General features: G+C 40.4%; 15 protein-coding genes. 12 read left to right on the top strand and 3 right to left on the bottom strand.

Annotated features, from left to right (window positions below; all coding sequences use genetic code 11):
- Positions 1 to 127: 127 nt before the first annotated feature.
- Positions 128 to 271: a hypothetical protein gene (locus tag G499_RS21700; protein WP_154658338.1), complete on the bottom strand. Its 144-nt coding sequence runs from the start codon at positions 269 to 271 to the stop codon at positions 128 to 130.
- Between the two features lie 115 nt (positions 272 to 386).
- Here G499_RS21700 and G499_RS0106440 point away from each other — a divergent pair, with 115 nt between their 5' ends.
- The 4 genes from G499_RS0106440 (at position 387) to G499_RS0106425 (ending at position 3857) form a co-directional block, all read left to right on the top strand.
- Positions 387 to 1535, top strand: coding sequence for a glycosyltransferase family 87 protein (locus tag G499_RS0106440; protein ID WP_026999268.1), 1149 nt, complete (start codon positions 387 to 389; stop codon positions 1533 to 1535).
- The gene (locus G499_RS0106435) at positions 1514 to 2233 is read left to right on the top strand and encodes a glycosyltransferase family 2 protein (RefSeq protein ID WP_026999267.1); all 720 of its coding nucleotides are present in this window, start codon (positions 1514 to 1516) and stop codon (positions 2231 to 2233) included. The genes G499_RS0106440 and G499_RS0106435 overlap by 22 nt, the downstream gene beginning before the upstream one ends.
- The gene (locus G499_RS0106430; protein ID WP_026999266.1) at positions 2217 to 2993 is read left to right on the top strand and encodes a polysaccharide deacetylase family protein; all 777 of its coding nucleotides are present in this window, start codon (positions 2217 to 2219) and stop codon (positions 2991 to 2993) included. The genes G499_RS0106435 and G499_RS0106430 overlap by 17 nt, the downstream gene beginning before the upstream one ends.
- Positions 2994 to 3416: 423 nt before the next feature.
- The gene (locus G499_RS0106425; protein ID WP_081413673.1) at positions 3417 to 3857 is read left to right on the top strand and encodes a GNAT family N-acetyltransferase; all 441 of its coding nucleotides are present in this window, start codon (positions 3417 to 3419) and stop codon (positions 3855 to 3857) included.
- Between the two features lie 259 nt (positions 3858 to 4116).
- Here the strand turns inward: G499_RS0106425 and G499_RS21695 are convergent, their stop codons facing one another.
- Positions 4117 to 4260: a hypothetical protein gene (locus G499_RS21695; protein WP_154658337.1), complete on the bottom strand. Its 144-nt coding sequence runs from the start codon at positions 4258 to 4260 to the stop codon at positions 4117 to 4119.
- A 154-nt stretch (positions 4261 to 4414) separates the two neighbouring features.
- On the opposite strand from G499_RS21695, the gene G499_RS0106415 reads away from it, so the two are divergent.
- The 6 genes from G499_RS0106415 (at position 4415) to G499_RS0106385 (ending at position 10591) form a co-directional block, all read left to right on the top strand.
- Positions 4415 to 4657 (top strand): AbrB/MazE/SpoVT family DNA-binding domain-containing protein, encoded by a 243-nt coding sequence (locus G499_RS0106415; protein ID WP_342663922.1) that lies wholly within the window; start codon positions 4415 to 4417, stop codon positions 4655 to 4657.
- 2 nt (positions 4658 to 4659) lie between these two features.
- Positions 4660 to 4986 carry a type II toxin-antitoxin system PemK/MazF family toxin gene (locus tag G499_RS0106410; protein WP_035726772.1) on the top strand — a complete coding sequence of 109 codons (327 nt, stop codon included), beginning with the start codon at positions 4660 to 4662 and terminating at the stop codon, positions 4984 to 4986.
- A 403-nt stretch (positions 4987 to 5389) separates the two neighbouring features.
- Positions 5390 to 6049 (top strand): SAM-dependent DNA methyltransferase, encoded by a 660-nt coding sequence (locus G499_RS0106400; protein WP_211231589.1) that lies wholly within the window; start codon positions 5390 to 5392, stop codon positions 6047 to 6049.
- A gap of 30 nt (positions 6050 to 6079) precedes the next feature.
- Positions 6080 to 6478, top strand: coding sequence for a GxxExxY protein (locus G499_RS0106395; protein WP_026999260.1), 399 nt, complete (start codon positions 6080 to 6082; stop codon positions 6476 to 6478).
- The gene (locus tag G499_RS18945; RefSeq protein ID WP_081413672.1) at positions 6475 to 8082 is read left to right on the top strand and encodes an Eco57I restriction-modification methylase domain-containing protein; all 1608 of its coding nucleotides are present in this window, start codon (positions 6475 to 6477) and stop codon (positions 8080 to 8082) included. The genes G499_RS0106395 and G499_RS18945 overlap by 4 nt, the downstream gene beginning before the upstream one ends.
- Entirely contained in the window at positions 8075 to 10591 is a 2517-nt protein-coding gene (locus G499_RS0106385) for a GIY-YIG nuclease family protein (protein ID WP_026999259.1), read from the top strand. The genes G499_RS18945 and G499_RS0106385 overlap by 8 nt, the downstream gene beginning before the upstream one ends.
- 914 nt (positions 10592 to 11505) lie before the next feature.
- Here G499_RS0106385 and G499_RS0106380 read toward each other — a convergent pair.
- A complete protein-coding gene (locus G499_RS0106380; RefSeq protein ID WP_026999258.1) occupies positions 11506 to 12468 on the bottom strand; it encodes a carboxypeptidase-like regulatory domain-containing protein in 963 nt (320 codons plus the stop codon).
- Positions 12469 to 12801: 333 nt separating this feature from the next.
- Between G499_RS0106380 and G499_RS0106375 the strand changes: the two genes are divergently transcribed.
- Both G499_RS0106375 and G499_RS0106365 read left to right on the top strand, forming a co-directional pair.
- A complete protein-coding gene (locus G499_RS0106375) occupies positions 12802 to 14268 on the top strand; it encodes a tetratricopeptide repeat protein (RefSeq protein WP_026999257.1) in 1467 nt (488 codons plus the stop codon).
- A 907-nt stretch (positions 14269 to 15175) separates the two neighbouring features.
- A complete protein-coding gene (locus tag G499_RS0106365; RefSeq protein WP_026999256.1) occupies positions 15176 to 16711 on the top strand; it encodes a reverse transcriptase family protein in 1536 nt (511 codons plus the stop codon).
- The last annotated feature ends 9 nt before the right edge of the window (positions 16712 to 16720 follow it).

Here is a 16720-nt window from a genome sequence, read left to right as displayed (position 1 = left end):
AACGTCAATCTGTCTAAAAACTCATTAAAATACGCTGTACCAAGGCGATACAAGCTCGTAGCGAGATGCCTGTTGGGTGTGAATACTTTGAAAAGTACAAAATATCTTTGCTGTAAGTGGTTTAAAGTTAGCCACAAAAGTCCAAAGGAGCTAGGGCTAAACTTTCTACAAAAAGGTCTATCCGTCGCACTACATTGTCAGGTGAAACGAGTGCTTCAAGTGGGTCTGTGAGGCTGTAAGTAGCCCTGTTTTTGCCGAGTATAAATTTCATTCCCTAAGCTATGGATTTTTCTTGGCTTTTTGCTATCTTCGCAGGAGTTGGTTTTTGGACAGACTGACGTTAGCGGTTATTAGTGACCCGGTATAGAATTAGCATATAAAATTAAATGAAAAAAAGATTATTAAATCAAAAAACAGTCTTTATTTTTTATTCATTTATTGCTATTATTATAGCTTTGCAACAATACTTTATAGGACAGTATAATAACTTTATAATATTTAGAGAAGCAGTGTTTCACTTCTTCGAACATAAAAATCTTTATCTTGAATACCCGGATAAATTTTTTGATGTTTTTTTATACAACCCTTCTTTTGCCATTTTTTTCATTCCTTTTGCATATTTGCCTATTATGATAGGTATGATTCTCTGGACTTTATTTGTTACACTCACCTATTACAAAAGTATCATCAGTTTAGATTTTAAGACAAATGAAAAAATATTTTTATTATATTTAATCATACCTGAACTAAACACTTCTATTGGAAATTTACAAACAAACCCTTTGATAGTTGCTTTTATTATATTTACAATGGTGTCCGTAGAAAAAAATAAAATGCAAAAAGCTTCTTTTTATTCTGCCATAAACTTTTTTATTAAAGGATATGGGGGGATAGGTTATGTGTTCTTTCTATTTAAAAAATTTAGAATAAAAACCTATTTGACTATTCTTGCGTCATTCATCATTATTTTCTCATTACCTCTATTATTTTATTCTTTGTCAGAATTTTTAATCCTTTATAAACAATGGTTTTGGTCGTTAAAGCAAGACTATTCCATTAATACGGGGGTATCCATTATGGGAATCATAAAAAGTTTGATTTACAAAGAAGCCTCGATACCTTTAATTCAATTAGTAGGTATTTTTGTTATGCTTAGTGCTATAATAAAAATTTTAATAAATAATAATTATGAAAATATTAAACATATCTTTTTAGCTAACATTTTAATATGGGTAATAATTTTTAATCAGGCATCTGAATCTCCAACATATATTATCGCTTCTACCGGTGTATTTATATGGTTTTTAAAAACACCAAAAAGTTGGACTAGCATTTTGTTATTTAGTATATTTTACATACTCACGGTTTTATCTCCAACTGATATTTTTCCTACATATATAAGAGAACATTTTGTAAAACCCTATTCATTAAAAGCACTTCCTTGTGTTTTGATATGGGTTTTCATACAATTCCAAATCTTTTTCCCTAATTTAAAATCAAAGCTAATTATTATATGGAACAAAAGACTGATTTAGCCATAGTTTTACCATTATACAATCCCCATAAAGATTGGGAAAAACAGTTGTCTGAGTCAATAAATATAATAAAAGAATTATTTATTGATATTACAATTGTGATTTTAATTGTGAATGATGGATCTACAACTAATATTTCACAAGAAATCAATGTTTTAAAACAAAATTTCGGTTGTGTTAGATATATTCACAATCATCAAAATAAGGGAAAAGGAGATGCTATTAGAACTGGATTAAAAAACGTTTCTGCCACTCATTACATATATACTGATTTGGATTTCCCCTTCGGAGAAAAAATCTTGTATGATTTTTATAAAAAACTAAAAGATGGTAATTATGACATTATTTTAAGTAACAGGGATAATAAATATTATAATATTTTACCTAAAGAAAGAAAAATTATATCAAAACTTCTAAAATTGACGAGTTACTTTTTATTAGGTTTTAATGCTTATGATACCCAAGCTGGATTAAAAGCAATTAATGAAAATGCAAAAAGGTTATTAATAGACACTCAATTAAATAGCTTTTTGTTTGAATTAGAGTTTATCAAAAAAGCGATAAAAAACAAATTGCACCTTACAACAATTGAAGTTATGCCGAAATCTAATATTAAATTCACTAATTTCGGTTTCAAAACAGTTATAAATGAGATAAAAAGTTTACTAAAAATAATTTTCAATGTCAAAAAAAAATAAAATATTACTCACTTTTGATTTGGAAGAATTCGATTTACCCATAGAATACGGTAATCAAATTGATGAAAAAGAAATGTTTAAAGTTACCAGTGATGGGTTAGAAAATTTACTCAAAATATTGAGTGAATATAAAATAAGAGCTACTTTTTTTACAACAGCAAATTATGCAGAAAAACACCCCAAAATAATTGAGAGAATAGTGTCTGAAAATAACGAATTAGCTTCTCATATGTATTATCATTCTGATTATGATGAAAGTCATATCTTAAAATCGAAGAAGAAACTTGAAGAAATTTCTAATACTAGTATCAATGGTATTCGTATGCCAAGGTTAAAAAGAGTTAATCTGGATAAGATAAAAGAAGCGGGTTATCTTTATGATTCATCTTTAAATCCCACTTTTATACCTGGAAGATACAATAACCTTAGAAAACAAAGAGTATTATTTACAGACCCTAACACAGATTTAAAAGTTTTGCCTTTTTCTACAAGTATTTTTCGAATTCCCTTATTCTGGTTAAGTTTTAAAAATTTTAACTTACAACTTTATATTTTATTATGTAATTACGCATTAAAGAGAGATAGTTATTTGCATTTGTATTTTCACCCTTGGGAGTTTGCAAATTTAAGCAAATATAAAATTCCATTTTATATAAAAAGAAATTCAGGTCATATAATGTCTACACGGTTTAAATACTTATTAAATAAATTATCACCAACAAATGAATACTTAACGATTACTGAGTTTTTAACCAAGTAGTATAAAAACTTAATACTGTCGGGTAACCTCACCTAAATCCTCTCCACAGGAGAGGACTTGAAAGCCCCCTTTCTCCACAGGAGAAAGGGGGTTGGGGGATAGAGGTTTACCGACAGTATTAATGTGAAGGACTACTAAGAGTAAAACTGCAAGTAGCAATGTATAATAAAATTAAGCGAAATAGTTCTAAATTCAAGACTTTTGGCACGTATTAAACTTCGTGCTTAACCGAAAGCCTCGTGTTTCGTAATCGCCTACTTTTCATAACGAACCGTTAGCGGTCATTGTAAAGCGACACTGTAAAAGTAAAATGACAAATAAAAAAAATTTAAAATATTAAAGTACATACCTGTTGACAAATCCAATTGGACTGACTTAGAAAAATTATTTGAATCCAAAGGCGGACCTCATAATTGTTGGTGTATGGTTTGGCGAAATATGGAAAAAGGTACAGACAGAGTAAATAAAAGTGACAAAAAAGAATCTTTGAAAAATTATATTGAGAATGAATTTCCAATAGGACTACTTTGTTATGACATTTCTGAACCCTTTGCTTGGTGTTCAATTGCACCGAGAGATAGTTATAGAGAATTACAAGGCGACAGTACATTAGACAATGTTTGGTCATTGGTCTGTTTCTATATCAAACGGGAGTACAGACAAAAAGGTATAACGGAAGACTTAATTAAAGAGGCAATAAATTATGCAAAAGACAACGGTGCAAAATATGTAGAAGCATATCCTGTTGACCCCGACTCACCGAGTTATAGATTTATGGGATTCAAACCAACATTTGCCAATATGGGATTTGACTTTAAACACAAAGCAGGACAGCGTAGAAATGAAATGACGATAACGCTATGAAAAACAGCGAACCGCTAACAGGTATTGGCAAAAGCAGGGTTGAAGTACTAAATTCAACATTTGTAATTATATTGAAATTTTGTAGTAATTTTGAGCTGATGTGTTTCAAATCCCTGCCTTCGCCAATACCCAAACCGTCAGTCTGTCCAAAAACTCATTAAAATACGCTGTACCAAGGCGATACAAGCTCGTAGCGAGATGCACATTGGGTACGAATACTTTGAAAACACAGAATATCTTTCCTATAAGTGGTTTAAAATTAGCCAAAAAAACCCAAAGGAGCTAAGTCTAAACTTTCTACAAAAAGGTCTATGCGCCGCACCACACTGTCAGGCGAAATGAGTGCTTCCAGCGGATCTGTGAGGCTGTAAGTAGCCCTGTTTTTGCCGAGTATAAATTTCATTCCCTAAGCTATGGATTTTTCTTGGCTTTTTGCCATCTTCACAAGAGTTGGTTTTTGGACAGACTGACGCCGTGCCTCACTGTAAAGAAAAAAACGAGAAATTGAAACCAAATCATAAGTAATTACGTTGTAAATACATAAAACGTAAAATCTGATGAATATGCAAGTTTCAGTAATTCAAGTGGGCAACTCAAAAGGGATTAGATTAAGCAAAACCCTTTTAGACAAGTACCAAATCACCGACAAGGTAGAACTTGTTTTGGAGAAAGATTATATTGTGCTAAAACCTGTTGCCGAACCCCGAAAAAATTGGGAAGAAGCCTTTGCCGAAATGCACCGCAACGGCGATGACAAATTGCTTATTGACAGTGTGTTTGAAAACGAAAATTGGGACTAAAAATGACGACTTTTTTGCAGTACGAAATTGTTGTTGTCAATTTAGACCCAACAATAGGGAGTGAAATCAAGAAAAAACGACCTTGCCTCATTGTTTCACCTAACGAAATGAATAAACACTTGGCAACAGTTGTAGTTTGCCCAATAACTTCTCAGTCAAAAAACTATCCGACAAGAGTGAGTTTTGAGTTAGAAGGACAAACGAATTGGATAGTGATAGACCAAATTCGCACCATAGACAAAAGCCGAGTAACCAAAACCATAGGACACTTAGAAGACGAAATCATTGAGCAAGTGAAAGAAATCATCAAAGAAGCTTATGTGGACTAAAAAAACAGCGAAGGCACAACATTGGCTTGGCGAAAAGCGGGGTTGATGTGCTAATTTTTAGTGAAGTGCTTTTTATTTACACTTGTGCTTATGTGAAGCGAGGTGCTTTTAATCCCCGCCTTCGCCAAGCGGCAAAACGTTATGCCTCACCCTAGAAGACGACAGTGCTAACAATAAACGAACAGAAAAATGAAAGACAAAATGCCAACGCTTCAGCAAAATCAAAAGAGCTGCATCCCAACGCACAAAGCCGACCCGCAAATAGCACATTTGCTTTTGCCCGACACACAAGCCGAACCTTCGCAAAACCAAAAGAGCCGTTTTTTACCAACGCACGGACAGACGACAAGACATAAAAAAGTAACTTAGACGACTGAAGATATCAAAATAAAAAGTGACTAAATTGACAGAAGATATAAAGACAGAAAACCAAGTAAAATCTAAAAAGCGGGTTACTGACCACGGGGAAGTGTTTACTAACCCACGTGAAGTAAACGCTATGCTTGACTTGGTAAAACACGAAACCGAAAGAATTGACTCCCGTTTCTTAGAACCTGCTTGCGGAAACGGCAACTTTTTAGCCGAAGTACTTCGTAGAAAATTAGCAGTTGTGGACAGCCGATACAGCAAAAGCCAAATTGAGTGGGAACGCTATGCGGTTATTGCTGTATCGAGCATTTACGGAGTGGACATTTTAGAGGATAACGCCCAAGAATGTAGAGAACGCTTATTTAGAATTTTTGATGAGCGTTATGCTGCCCTATTCAAAGACAAATGCAAAGAAGAGTGCAGAAGAAGCATAAAGTTTTTGTTCAGTAGAAATATACTTTGGGGTGACGCTTTAGACTTTACCAATCCCGTAACCAAACAACCGATTGTGTTTTCTGAATGGAGTGCTGTAAATGGCTCTATGCTAAAACGCAGAGATTATATGTTCAAATTTTTGGTGGAGAAAACACACCAGTTTTCAATGTTCAATGACCAAGGCAATGCCGCAGCCATTGACGAGCCTGTAAAAGATTTTCCATTGGTGCATTTTTTAAAATTGGGTGAAGATGTCTGAGCTATGATTTTTTTGATTAAATGATTGACTATGATTAAAGAAGAATATAAATATTCAGAACTTACAGCTAAAATCATTGGCTGTGCAATGACTGTTCACAAAACATTAGGTAATGGTTTTCAAGAAGTAATTTATCAGCGGGCTCTGGAAATAGAAATGAGGCTGGCGGGTATTAGCTTCAACAGAGAATTTGAAATGCCCATTTTCTACAGAGAAGAACAAATAGGAACACGGAGGGTTGATTTTTTGGTAGAAAATGTTGTTTCTGTTGAATTGAAAGCCATCACAAAATTAGAAGATGTTCATTTCGCCCAAGCGATAAACTATTTAGAAGCCTACAACTTAGAAATTGGTTTACTCATTAATTTTGGTGAAACGAGTTTGAACTTCAAAAGATTGACGAACAAAAAATTCAAGGCAATCAGATGAATCAAAAAAATCATAGTGCTGACATTAATTACAACCCAGACGTACTCACTTGCCTTGCCAATTTGAGCAACGATGAAGTATTTACGCCACCCAATTTGGTAAACGATATCTTGGACTTGCTCCCCGCCGAATTGTGGAGCAACCCCAACGCCAAGTTTTTAGACCCTGTTGCTAAAAGTGGTGTCTTTTTGCGGGAAATGGCCAAGCGATTGATGAAAGGGTTAGAAAAGAAAATACCCGATAAACAAAAACGCATCAACCACATTTTTAGCCAACAGTTATACGGCATCGCCATTACCGAACTCACCAGTTTATTAAGCCGTAGAAGCGTGTATGGCTCTAAAACAGCCAACGGCAAGTATAGTTTTTGCGAAACCTTTACTGATGAGCAAGGCAACATACGCTATGAGCGTATGCAACATACTTGGCAAAACGGTAAATGCACCTACTGCGGAGCCAGCCAAGAAGTGTACGACCGTGGCGAGGAAGCCGAAACCTATGCTTACAATTTTATTCACACAGATAATCCAGAAAAAATATTCAATATGAAGTTTGATGTAATTATTGGAAACCCGCCTTATCAGTTGAGTGATGGGGGGTTTGGTAAAAGTGCAGCACCACTATATCACAAGTTTGTTCAGCAAGCCAAAAAGTTGAATCCCAAGTATTTAACGATGATTATTCCATCAAGATGGTTTGCAGGCGGAAAGGGTTTGGATGATTTTAGAAAAGAGATGCTGAACGATAATAGGATTAAAAAAGTAGTAGATTTTGAAAATGCGGGAGATTGTTTTCCTGGAGTTGATATAGCAGGGGGTATTTGTTATTTCTTGTGGGATAAAGATTATAAAGGTGCTTGTGATGTTGTGAATGTAGTCAATGGTAAAGAAACCCATTCAGAAAGAGCCTTAAACGAATTTCCAACCTTTATCAGAAATAGCAAGGCGGTACCCATTATTCGGAAAGTGCTTTCCGTTAAAGAAAAGCGAATGAACGAAATGGTTTCAAGTTCAAAACCATTCGGCTTGAGAACTTTTGTTCGTCCTCAAATGGAAGGAGATTTAATTCTCCGGTGGCAAAATGGCGAAGGCCCTTACAAGCGCAGTGATATAACAACAGGCGTAGATATTATAGACGATTGGAAAGTCATTACATCTTATGTGGGGTATGACCACGCTGGAAATCCAGGGAAAGATGGCAAAAGAAAGGTATTTTCAAAAATAGATATTCTGCCGCCCGGCACGATTTGCACCGAAACCTATTTGGTTATTGGTGCTTTTAAATCAGAAATTGAAGCCAAAAACTTGATGAGATATATGAAAACGAAGTTTTTCAGATTCTTGGTTTCACAGTTTATGTATTCTCATCATATCACAAAAGACTCCTATCAATTCGTCCCCATCCAAGACTTCACCGAACCTTGGACAGACGAAAAACTCTACAAAAAATACGGTTTAACAGAGGAAGAGATAGCTTTTATAGAAAGTATGATACGTCCAATGGAAAACAGTGAGAACGGTGATTCCTCTGATGTGGGTGATTACGATAATGAAAATCACGGCAATCAAATCAATCACAATAATCATAGTTCAGACGATGAGTAAAAAAGAATTTTTTCCACCCCGCCCATCCACCAATCCTACCATTTATGCGTATGAATTGGTGGGTTTGGCTACGCACAAGGGTTTACTCAAAATCGGCTATACCGACCGTGATGCACAGACACGTATCAAAGAACAGTTAGGAACGGCTGCCATTCCATACAAAATTGTGTTTGAAGAATCGGCTATGAAGCGTGATGGCAGTTCTTTTACAGACCACGATATCCACCGCCATTTGCGCAAGCAGGGTTTTGCCAATCCCGAAGGCGAATGGTTCAAATGCACGTTAAACGATTTACGAAAAGCCATTTGGGAAATCAAAACAGGCGAACGGACAGAAGCCAATCGAACACTCACTTTCGGTATGCGACCAGAACAGGAAGAAGCGGTAAATAAATCTATCACTTATTTCAAGAGTTTCAAAAAAGAAAACCCTGATAGAACTCCCCATTTCCTTTGGAACGCCAAAATGCGTTTCGGCAAAACCTTTGCCAGTTATCAGTTGGCTAAAAAAATGGGCTGGACAAAAATTTTGGTACTTACTTTCAAACCTGCCGTTCAAAGCGCTTGGGACGAAGATTTGATGACCCACGTGGACTTTGAAGGTTGGCAGTTTATCTCCCGAAACGGCCTAACCTTTGAAGAAGCCAACCCCAAAAAGCCAATCGTTTGTTTTGGTTCGTTTCAGGATTATTTAGGCAAAAACACCAGTACAGGCGGTATCAAAACCAAAAATGAGTGGGTACACGCCACGAATTGGGATTGTGTGATTTTTGACGAATACCACTATGGAGCCTGGAGAGAAAATGCCAAAGAATTGTTTGAAGCAGAAGGTAAAAAAGAATTGGAATTTGGCGAAGGTGAAGGCATAGCATACTTTGACGAAGAATCAATGCCCATTACCACCAACCATTATTTGTATTTATCAGGTACACCATTCCGAGCCATCGCTTCGGGTGAGTTTATCGAAGAGCAAATTTTCAATTGGACCTATTCAGACGAGCAAAGGGCAAAATCAGAATGGGATAATTCCAAAGGAAATAATCCGTATGCTTCCTTGCCCCGAATGGTGATGATGACCTACCAACTGCCTGACTCCATCAGGCAAATAGCAGAATTGGGTCAATTTGATGGCTTTGATTTGAATGTATTCTTTTCAGCCGAAGGCGAAGGCTCAAAAGCCCGTTTCAAATACGAAGATGAAGTTCAAAAATGGTTGGACTTGATTCGGGGCTCATTCAGCGAAACGACCGTTGACAACTTAAAAATGGGAGCCAAAAAACCACCACTTCCCTTTTCACACGCTCCCTTGCTCAATGTATTAAATCATACCTTTTGGTTTTTGCCAACCGTAGCAGCTTGTCACGCTATGGCAAATCTACTCAAACAGCGACAAAACAAGTTTTACCACGACTACACCGTGGTAGTGGCAGCAGGTACACAAGCGGGCATTGGCGTTCAAGCCTTACCACCTGTTTTGGATGCAATGACCGATAATCCATTGGAATCGAAAACGATAACGCTTTCTTGTGGTAAACTCACCACAGGCGTTTCCGTAAAACCGTGGACAGGAATTTTTATGCTGCGCAATTCTTCCAGTCCAGAAACCTATTTTCAAGCAGCGTTCCGTGTGCAAACGCCTTGGGTCATTAAAAACCCTGACAGCAAATCGCCCAACAAAGAAGAAATTCTAAAAGAAGAATGTTATGTGTTTGACTTTGCCCCGAACAGAGCATTAAGACAAATTGCTGATTATGCTTGCCGACTGAACGTCAATGAATCAAACCCTGAAAAGAACGTAGAAGATTTTATCAACTTCCTGCCTGTATTGGCTTATGACGGAAGTTCAATGAAACAAGTGGATGCCGCAGGGATATTGGATATGGCTATGAGTGGCACAACCGCTACGCTTTTAGCAAGACGCTGGGAAAGTGCGTTGCTTGTCAACGTAGACAACAACACGCTTGCCCGATTGATGGCAAACAAAGACGCAATGAAAGCCTTGAGGAACATAGAAGGCTTTAGAAATTTGAATCAAGACATTGAAACGATAATCAACAAATCAGAAGCCGTTAAAAAAGCCAAGAAAGAAGCCAACGACCGAGAACTAACCAAAAAAGAGAAAAAGGAACTTTCAGACGCGGAAAAAGAATACAAGAGCCTCAGAAAGCAAATCCAAGAAAAGCTCATCAAGTTCGCTACTCGTATTCCCGTGTTTATGTACCTGACAGACTATAGAGAGAGAAGTTTGAAAGACGTAATCACGCAGTTAGAGCCGGGACTATTCAAAAAAGTAACGGGACTTTCGGTAAAAGACTTTGAATTATTGGTAAGCCTTGGCGTGTTTAACTCAGCTCTAATGAATGATGCTGTTTACAAATTCAAACGCTACGAAGACGCAAGTTTAGAGTATATCGGAATCAACAGACACGAAGGCGAAGATGTTGGATTATTTGACACAGTATTAAGCCGACAAGATTATGAAGAGAGTTTTGTAAACGAACCCGAATAGACAAATGCCAACGCTTCACAGCCACACACGATAGCCCATCAAGACGGAAGAAGAACACCGAACCGATAACAGGCGCTTGGCGACAATGGCGGGTAACGTGATTAATTGAACATTCTGCCTCGCATCAACTTTTAGCTTCGCTGCTACTTCGTGGTGTGGTGTATTATGATGATTTTGAAATACATATTACTCTCTTTTGACTTGTAAAGCCATATGTTTTTGTATGGACTGCCAACGAAAAAAATTTGATAACAGAGGTTTTGACCAATCAGCATACCAGCGATACTTTCGTCATCATCAGGCCGAGTAGATACACACAAAAAATTATGTGTGCTGAAGTGCTATAAATTATAAAAATATCAATAATTAATGATAATTTTATGTATAAAAAATCAGACGAATGTGATTTGAGCTATGATATCTACAAAGATAAGTACTGGCAATCATTTGAAAGGTTTAGACCATACTAGTAAGAACCTATCCCGCGCCACTGGACATTTTTCAAACCCCTTGTAGTTCCGATTCACAGATGAAGGGGAGGCCATTGCCTACCTAAAAACAGTCTCTGCAAGTGCTTAATACTGTGTGATTTCTATAATGACCATAGTACAAGCACACTACTGCGATGATGGCAATCACCAACAGCAGTGTCTATAAGTAAGCCCACCATACAACATACAGTAGCGTGTATTGTGGGCTATCAGATACAAGAACCTGTCTAAATTTTCAGCGTGGCACTCAAAACAGCTGATTTTTGTGCGGATACTAGGCAAAAGGCGCAGGCCTTATGTTCAGCCCACGATTTTAATCGTGGGAGGGCTAGGGCGAGCATTTTTAACGAAGTAGCAGCCAAAAATCGGCGTTTTGGTGTCGATGAAGAGAATTTTAGACAAGCTCTAAGACCACAGAGGCGATTAATTGGGATCTAGCTCTAGGGTAATGTCATTGCGTTGGTTTTCGATAATGTCTACCTGAAAAGCTTGGCCACGGTATTTGAGCGCGCAAACCTGAATGAGGGCCAGGCCCGCCGGCACATCTTGGATGCTAAACTCTCCGCGCTCGTTGGTGGTAGCACGACCAAAGCCTTGGATGTTTACTTCTGCCCCTACAACGGGCTGGCGCGAGGCTTGGTCAATGATTTTGCCTACGGCTGTTCCCTTATGTTGCAAAGCTTTGGGGTTAATCAACACCTTCACAAAGTCAAGCGCGAAGCCATCATGAGCACCAGTAGTGCGGTCATCGATGAGCAACTCGACCTTGTTTTTCTTAAATTCCCCCCAAAAATCAGGCGGCACCTGTACCGTAATCAGTTTGCCGATAGGTCCTGTTTGTGTTACTTGGTTGAGTAAGGTTTCTAAAAACACCGCACGGCGACCGTTGAGATAGGCCTCAAACTGACTGCAAAATACAGGCGACTGAAAATCGTCAATAAACAACATCATCGTTATCCCGTTGATGTTCATACTGGCAGTGCCTTCCATTGGGATTTCGATGGGCAGGGTAGTAGCCCTAAATTTTTCCATCAGGTACTCGTAGCTGTCGCTGTAGCCGTCGCCCCCACACGGAGAGCCTTTTTCTCTGCTCATACTCGATGGCAGCATAATCATATCCAGCCCGGGAGCTTCGCCAGCTTCTTGTTCCCAAGGAAAACTATGTGGAGGGGTCTCTTTGCCGGAGAAGGGGTCATAGCCCGCCGGCCAGCCAAAGCCGAGGTTGTCAATATCGCCCACGCGAATCATCAGTTCGGCCTCGGCGGTGTTGCGCAACACGACCTTGCGCTGTTTCCAATCGCCATCGAGGGCGGTATTTTGTGCAAACAAAGGCGTACACAATAGGCAGAGGCCTGCCAGTAGCCAAGAGAAGTAAGTAACTCTCATAACGGTTTGGTTATTAGGGTTTAGCAAAATAAAGAGAGGCTCAAAAAGCCCCCACTTTTTTACGTAAACAAATACAGATAGTTGGGACTTGGAGCTTTTTTATCGAGCATGGCGCTTGCTTGTACAGCCAGCTAAGACAAAAGCCGCGAAAAGTGTAACCTAGTACTCAGGGCATCGTTTAGAATTAGGAACCAAATTTATGCCACTGGACATTTTTGGAAAAGTAGCTCGAAGACAAGTTGAGGCTTCATTTCACCCCCAAAATGAGCCTTAGCCCACATTTATAACTGTGGGATTTGAAAATGTCTAGTGGTGTATCCAAATCCAAACATAATGATACAAAAATACGCTTTTAGTGGCTTATGGATAAGCTTGCTCTTGAGCTTGTCAGGCATTGGGGCGCAAGCGCAACACAGGCCGGAGCTTGTCATTATCGACACCCTGATAGCTGATTTGGGTTTGTCTGGAACGGTAGCGCTACAGCTCAATGTAGATGCTGGTGAGCTCAAAGGAGCAGTCTATCAGGCCAAATCCGCGACTTTAGCACAGCTGCGCCGTGTTGAGCAGTTATTGCAAGAGTCGCCCTATGACCGCCAGCTTCAAAGCCAGTACCACACATTGCTACAAAAAGTTTACCCCGAAGACAGCGAGCGTATAGCCGCTTATGCCACACAGCGTGTCTTATTTTTGGATAGCTTAATCCAACACAGCGGAGCGCAAAGGGGCGAGGCTTGTTATGATTTGGCCATTCTTTACCTGTACCTTGGCCCACAAGAACTCAATAAAGCCTACAACGCCGCCCGCTGTGCTACAGAGCTAATGCCTGATAGTGCCAAAGCCTGGGAAACCTACGGGATGGTATTTTTGTATGCCGGACAATATGCTATGGCCACAGAGATGTTTCGGACAGCCCTTAGGAAAGAACAAACCGACCTCAACGCGTTGACAGGGCTTATGCTAGTGCAGATTTTCGAGCAGCTGCAAAGCCTAGCGCTAGACCAGATGAAAGCCTTCGCCATAGACAAAAGCCATATCCAGCACGCCCTAAACCAAAAACCCAGTTTTGCATTAGAGCAACTCCTGCATTTTAGCGAATTGATGGAGTTATTTTATCGACAGATGGCACAGATGGCCGAGATGTTCGACAAAGACAGCCTTGATGGCTTTGTGCCCGACCAACAGTATGCAGCTGATTTGAAACGGTTGAAAACCTTTTTTACACAAGCCCTCAAACAACATAAAGCCTATGATGCCAGCCACCTCCATAATGCCCTCGGAATTATAGAAGTGCTCCAAGACAATCAGAAGAAGGCTAGTGCAGCTTTTCTCAAAGCAATCCAACAAAACCCCGCCAGAATAGGGCCATATGACAACTTGGTATTTGTCTATGTAAGACAAAAAGACTACCAAAAGGCTATAAAGCTGATGTACCAAAAGTTGGAAAATACCCAAAAGACTCCCACCGACTACAGTACTTTGGCGCAGCTATATCATTATCAGGACAATATCTCTGCGGGTATCGAAGCCCTTCAAAAAGGCATAAACAGCTTCCAAGAAGGCGCATCCACCTCCAAGTTGCACTATGACTTGGCCTTGTTGTATGCTGAAGCCAAACAAGACGACCAAGCATTGTCTGAAGCCAAAACCGCCTACAATCTCAACCCCGAAGACACAGACACCGCCTTGCTCTATGCCGCCTTGGCTTTGAGGGCGGGGCAGCCTGAACGAGCAGCGCCCATCCTGAGGCGCTTGGAAAGCAGTACAAAAGAAGCCAAACAGCTGTTGAAGTATTGTGAGTAACCAACGCCCCTAGATATTTGTGATAGGGGCGTTGAGGGCTTCCCCCACGTTTGTATACCTGACGGCGGCTGACATACAAGTTGCCGTTGTTTTTCAAAACACCCTCTCAATGCATTTAAATGCACAAAAAAGACGTATTTTGGTCTAAAACCTATCACATATTTGCCCAAATATTTGGAACTCCACACCAGTACCCCTACCTTTGAAATATCAAAGCAAACGCGCTTGAACATTCACTTGCTTCCTTAACAAAGGAGTGGATGATGCTTCGTCATTCGATGCCACGCATGATACCTCACATCACTACCAACTATTTTTATTTGGATAGCACGGTAGGTATTGCGTTTGGCAGATAGTTTTGCCAAGCAAAACAAAACACAATACCTACCGTGCTATTGGGGAGTTAATAGTGCTAGTCCTGAGCGTGTTCGAAGTGAGTGTTCAAGCCCGAATGCTTTGTGTAAAGTTGGGTAACTAACTGATTGCAAAAGAGCAATTTGAGTTATGATTTAGATATAAGTTTGAAAAAAACAACCTTATATTTGGTATTTACTCTAAGTTACCATAGTTTTAGCAAACCGTTACAAGAGCGTTAAAAATACCTTGCGTTCCCGTTAGAGGGAAAGGATGATGTTTCGTCATCCGCGCTTCATTACTGCACATGCTTCACTACGTGCTATCTTTATTTGGCAGATAGGGGGATAGTGAAGCTTTTACGGACAATTTTGCCGAGCAAAATAAAAGCTCCACTATCCCCCTATCTGTGGAGTTGACAGACCTAGTCCGGAGAGCATACGAAGTTATTTTTATCACGCTGATTACACCCTTAAAAATATGTCCTGATGAAGGTCTGTTTTTAAGGGTTTTTTTGTAAACTACCGTTCAAAAACTTACTAACCCTGCGTTTATGTCTCAACACCCAACCCGACAACAACTTTACGACCGCATCCGGGCTTCCAGCAAAGACTCGGTGATTTTGGCCGAGATGAAGCGCCTTGGTTTTTGGGAAGATAGCCCCCAGCCAACCCTACCCGAAACCCTGATAGCGCGAGAGGCCACCCTTCAGAAAGAGCTCAACGACCTACTCACTACAGAACGTCGCTTCCAAAACAGCGAGCAGGTGTTGGTAGATATGCGCAAAGACCGTATGCGCAAATCGAAAGAAAAACAGGCCGAAAACAAAGCCCGCCGCCTGGAGGAGCGCCGCCAAAAAGCCGAACAGTGGCAACAAACCAAAACGCAGGATATCATCTACCTTGGTGAGGGAGTTTCGGCAGGTTTGCAGGCAGCCCCCTCAGATTTGGAGCGCTTACAAAGTCTAGGGCTACCCATATTTGAAAACGTACTCGACCTTGCCCAACAAATGGGCATCCCGCTACCTAAGCTTCGGTTTTTGGCTTTCGAACGCAAAATAGCCAAGGTCTGCCATTACAGTTATTTCCAACTGCCCAAAAAAAGCGGAGGCCTGCGCCGTATTGCCGCTCCCAAGCCCTTGCTCAAGCAAGCCCAGCAGTGGATTATGACCCATATTCTCTACCAAATCCCCAACAAAGACTGTGTACACGGCTTTGTGCCTGAGCGTTCTATCCTGAGCAATGCCCAGCCCCACCTTGGACAGGAGGTAGTCATCAACCTAGACCTAAAGGATTTTTTCCCTTCTATCAGTTATGCCCGAGTGAAAGGGTTATTTGTAAAATTAGGTTATTCTGAGCAATTAGCCACCATCTTGGCCCTGCTCTGTACCCACGCCGAAACAAAGGCAGTTACCGTAGACGGAGAGCAGTTTTTTGTACAAGAAGGCGAGCGCCGCTTGGTACAAGGCAGCCCGGCCAGCCCGGCATTGAGCAACCTCATTGCCCACAAACTCGACAAGCGACTCGAAGGCCTCGCGGCCAAATATGGCTTTACCTATACCCGCTATGCCGACGACTTGACCTTCTCTGCCCCTAAGGCTGACGAGCCTGCCATCAGTGCCTTGTTGGCCTATGTCAAGCGTGTGGTTCGTGAAGAAGGTTTTGCCCTACACCCCGACAAAACGCACCTCATGCGCAAAGGCGCGCAGCACAAGGTTACGGGTGTAGTCGTAAACGAAAAGCCCTCCGTAGACCGCAAACAACTGCATAAGTTTAGAGCGCTGCTTCACCAGATAGACCAAACCGGCTGGGAGGGCAAACAGTGGGGCAACACCCCCAATATCGTACACAGTGTACAGGGCTATGCCAATTTTGTGGCGATGGTCAATCCTGAAAAGGGGCAAAAGTTTGTGGCGATGGTCAAGGCCTTGATTGCCAAACACCCCGCGCCGCCATTGGTGCTGCGCTACACGCCCGCCCCCGAGCAGCCACCAGCTGATGAAACCCATTCAACACAGCCCGCAGCCCCAACATCGCCGGCCAGCCCACAGAAGCCCGAAAGCGACTGGTGGGATGTATTAGACCTATAATCACTACTA

Source organism: Eisenibacter elegans DSM 3317 (genome assembly GCF_000430505.1).
GTDB classification, from domain to species: domain Bacteria; phylum Bacteroidota; class Bacteroidia; order Cytophagales; family Microscillaceae; genus Eisenibacter; species Eisenibacter elegans.
The sequence above is the reverse complement of the archived record's forward strand: the minus strand, read 5'-3'. Positions and strand labels throughout refer to the sequence as shown.

Excerpts from the sequence above, each read along its gene's own strand:
- G499_RS0106395 (WP_026999260.1), top strand. The coding sequence starts at position 6,080 with ATGATTAAAGAAGAATATAAATATTCAGAACTTACAGCTAAAATCATT.
- G499_RS0106375 (WP_026999257.1), top strand. The coding sequence starts at position 12,802 with ATGATACAAAAATACGCTTTTAGTGGCTTATGGATAAGCTTGCTCTTG.
- G499_RS0106415 (WP_342663922.1), top strand. The coding sequence starts at position 4,415 with ATGAATATGCAAGTTTCAGTAATTCAAGTGGGCAACTCAAAAGGGATT.
- G499_RS0106380 (WP_026999258.1), bottom strand. The coding sequence starts at position 12,468 with ATGAGAGTTACTTACTTCTCTTGGCTACTGGCAGGCCTCTGCCTATTG.
- G499_RS0106385 (WP_026999259.1), top strand. The coding sequence starts at position 8,075 with ATGAGTAAAAAAGAATTTTTTCCACCCCGCCCATCCACCAATCCTACC.
- G499_RS0106425 (WP_081413673.1), top strand. The coding sequence starts at position 3,417 with ATGGTTTGGCGAAATATGGAAAAAGGTACAGACAGAGTAAATAAAAGT.
- G499_RS0106435 (WP_026999267.1), top strand. The coding sequence starts at position 1,514 with ATGGAACAAAAGACTGATTTAGCCATAGTTTTACCATTATACAATCCC.
- G499_RS0106365 (WP_026999256.1), top strand. The coding sequence starts at position 15,176 with ATGTCTCAACACCCAACCCGACAACAACTTTACGACCGCATCCGGGCT.
- G499_RS0106410 (WP_035726772.1), top strand. The coding sequence starts at position 4,660 with ATGACGACTTTTTTGCAGTACGAAATTGTTGTTGTCAATTTAGACCCA.
- G499_RS21700 (WP_154658338.1), bottom strand. The coding sequence starts at position 271 with ATGAAATTTATACTCGGCAAAAACAGGGCTACTTACAGCCTCACAGAC.
- G499_RS0106430 (WP_026999266.1), top strand. The coding sequence starts at position 2,217 with ATGTCAAAAAAAAATAAAATATTACTCACTTTTGATTTGGAAGAATTC.
- G499_RS18945 (WP_081413672.1), top strand. The coding sequence starts at position 6,475 with ATGAATCAAAAAAATCATAGTGCTGACATTAATTACAACCCAGACGTA.
- G499_RS0106440 (WP_026999268.1), top strand. The coding sequence starts at position 387 with ATGAAAAAAAGATTATTAAATCAAAAAACAGTCTTTATTTTTTATTCA.
- G499_RS21695 (WP_154658337.1), bottom strand. The coding sequence starts at position 4,260 with ATGAAATTTATACTCGGCAAAAACAGGGCTACTTACAGCCTCACAGAT.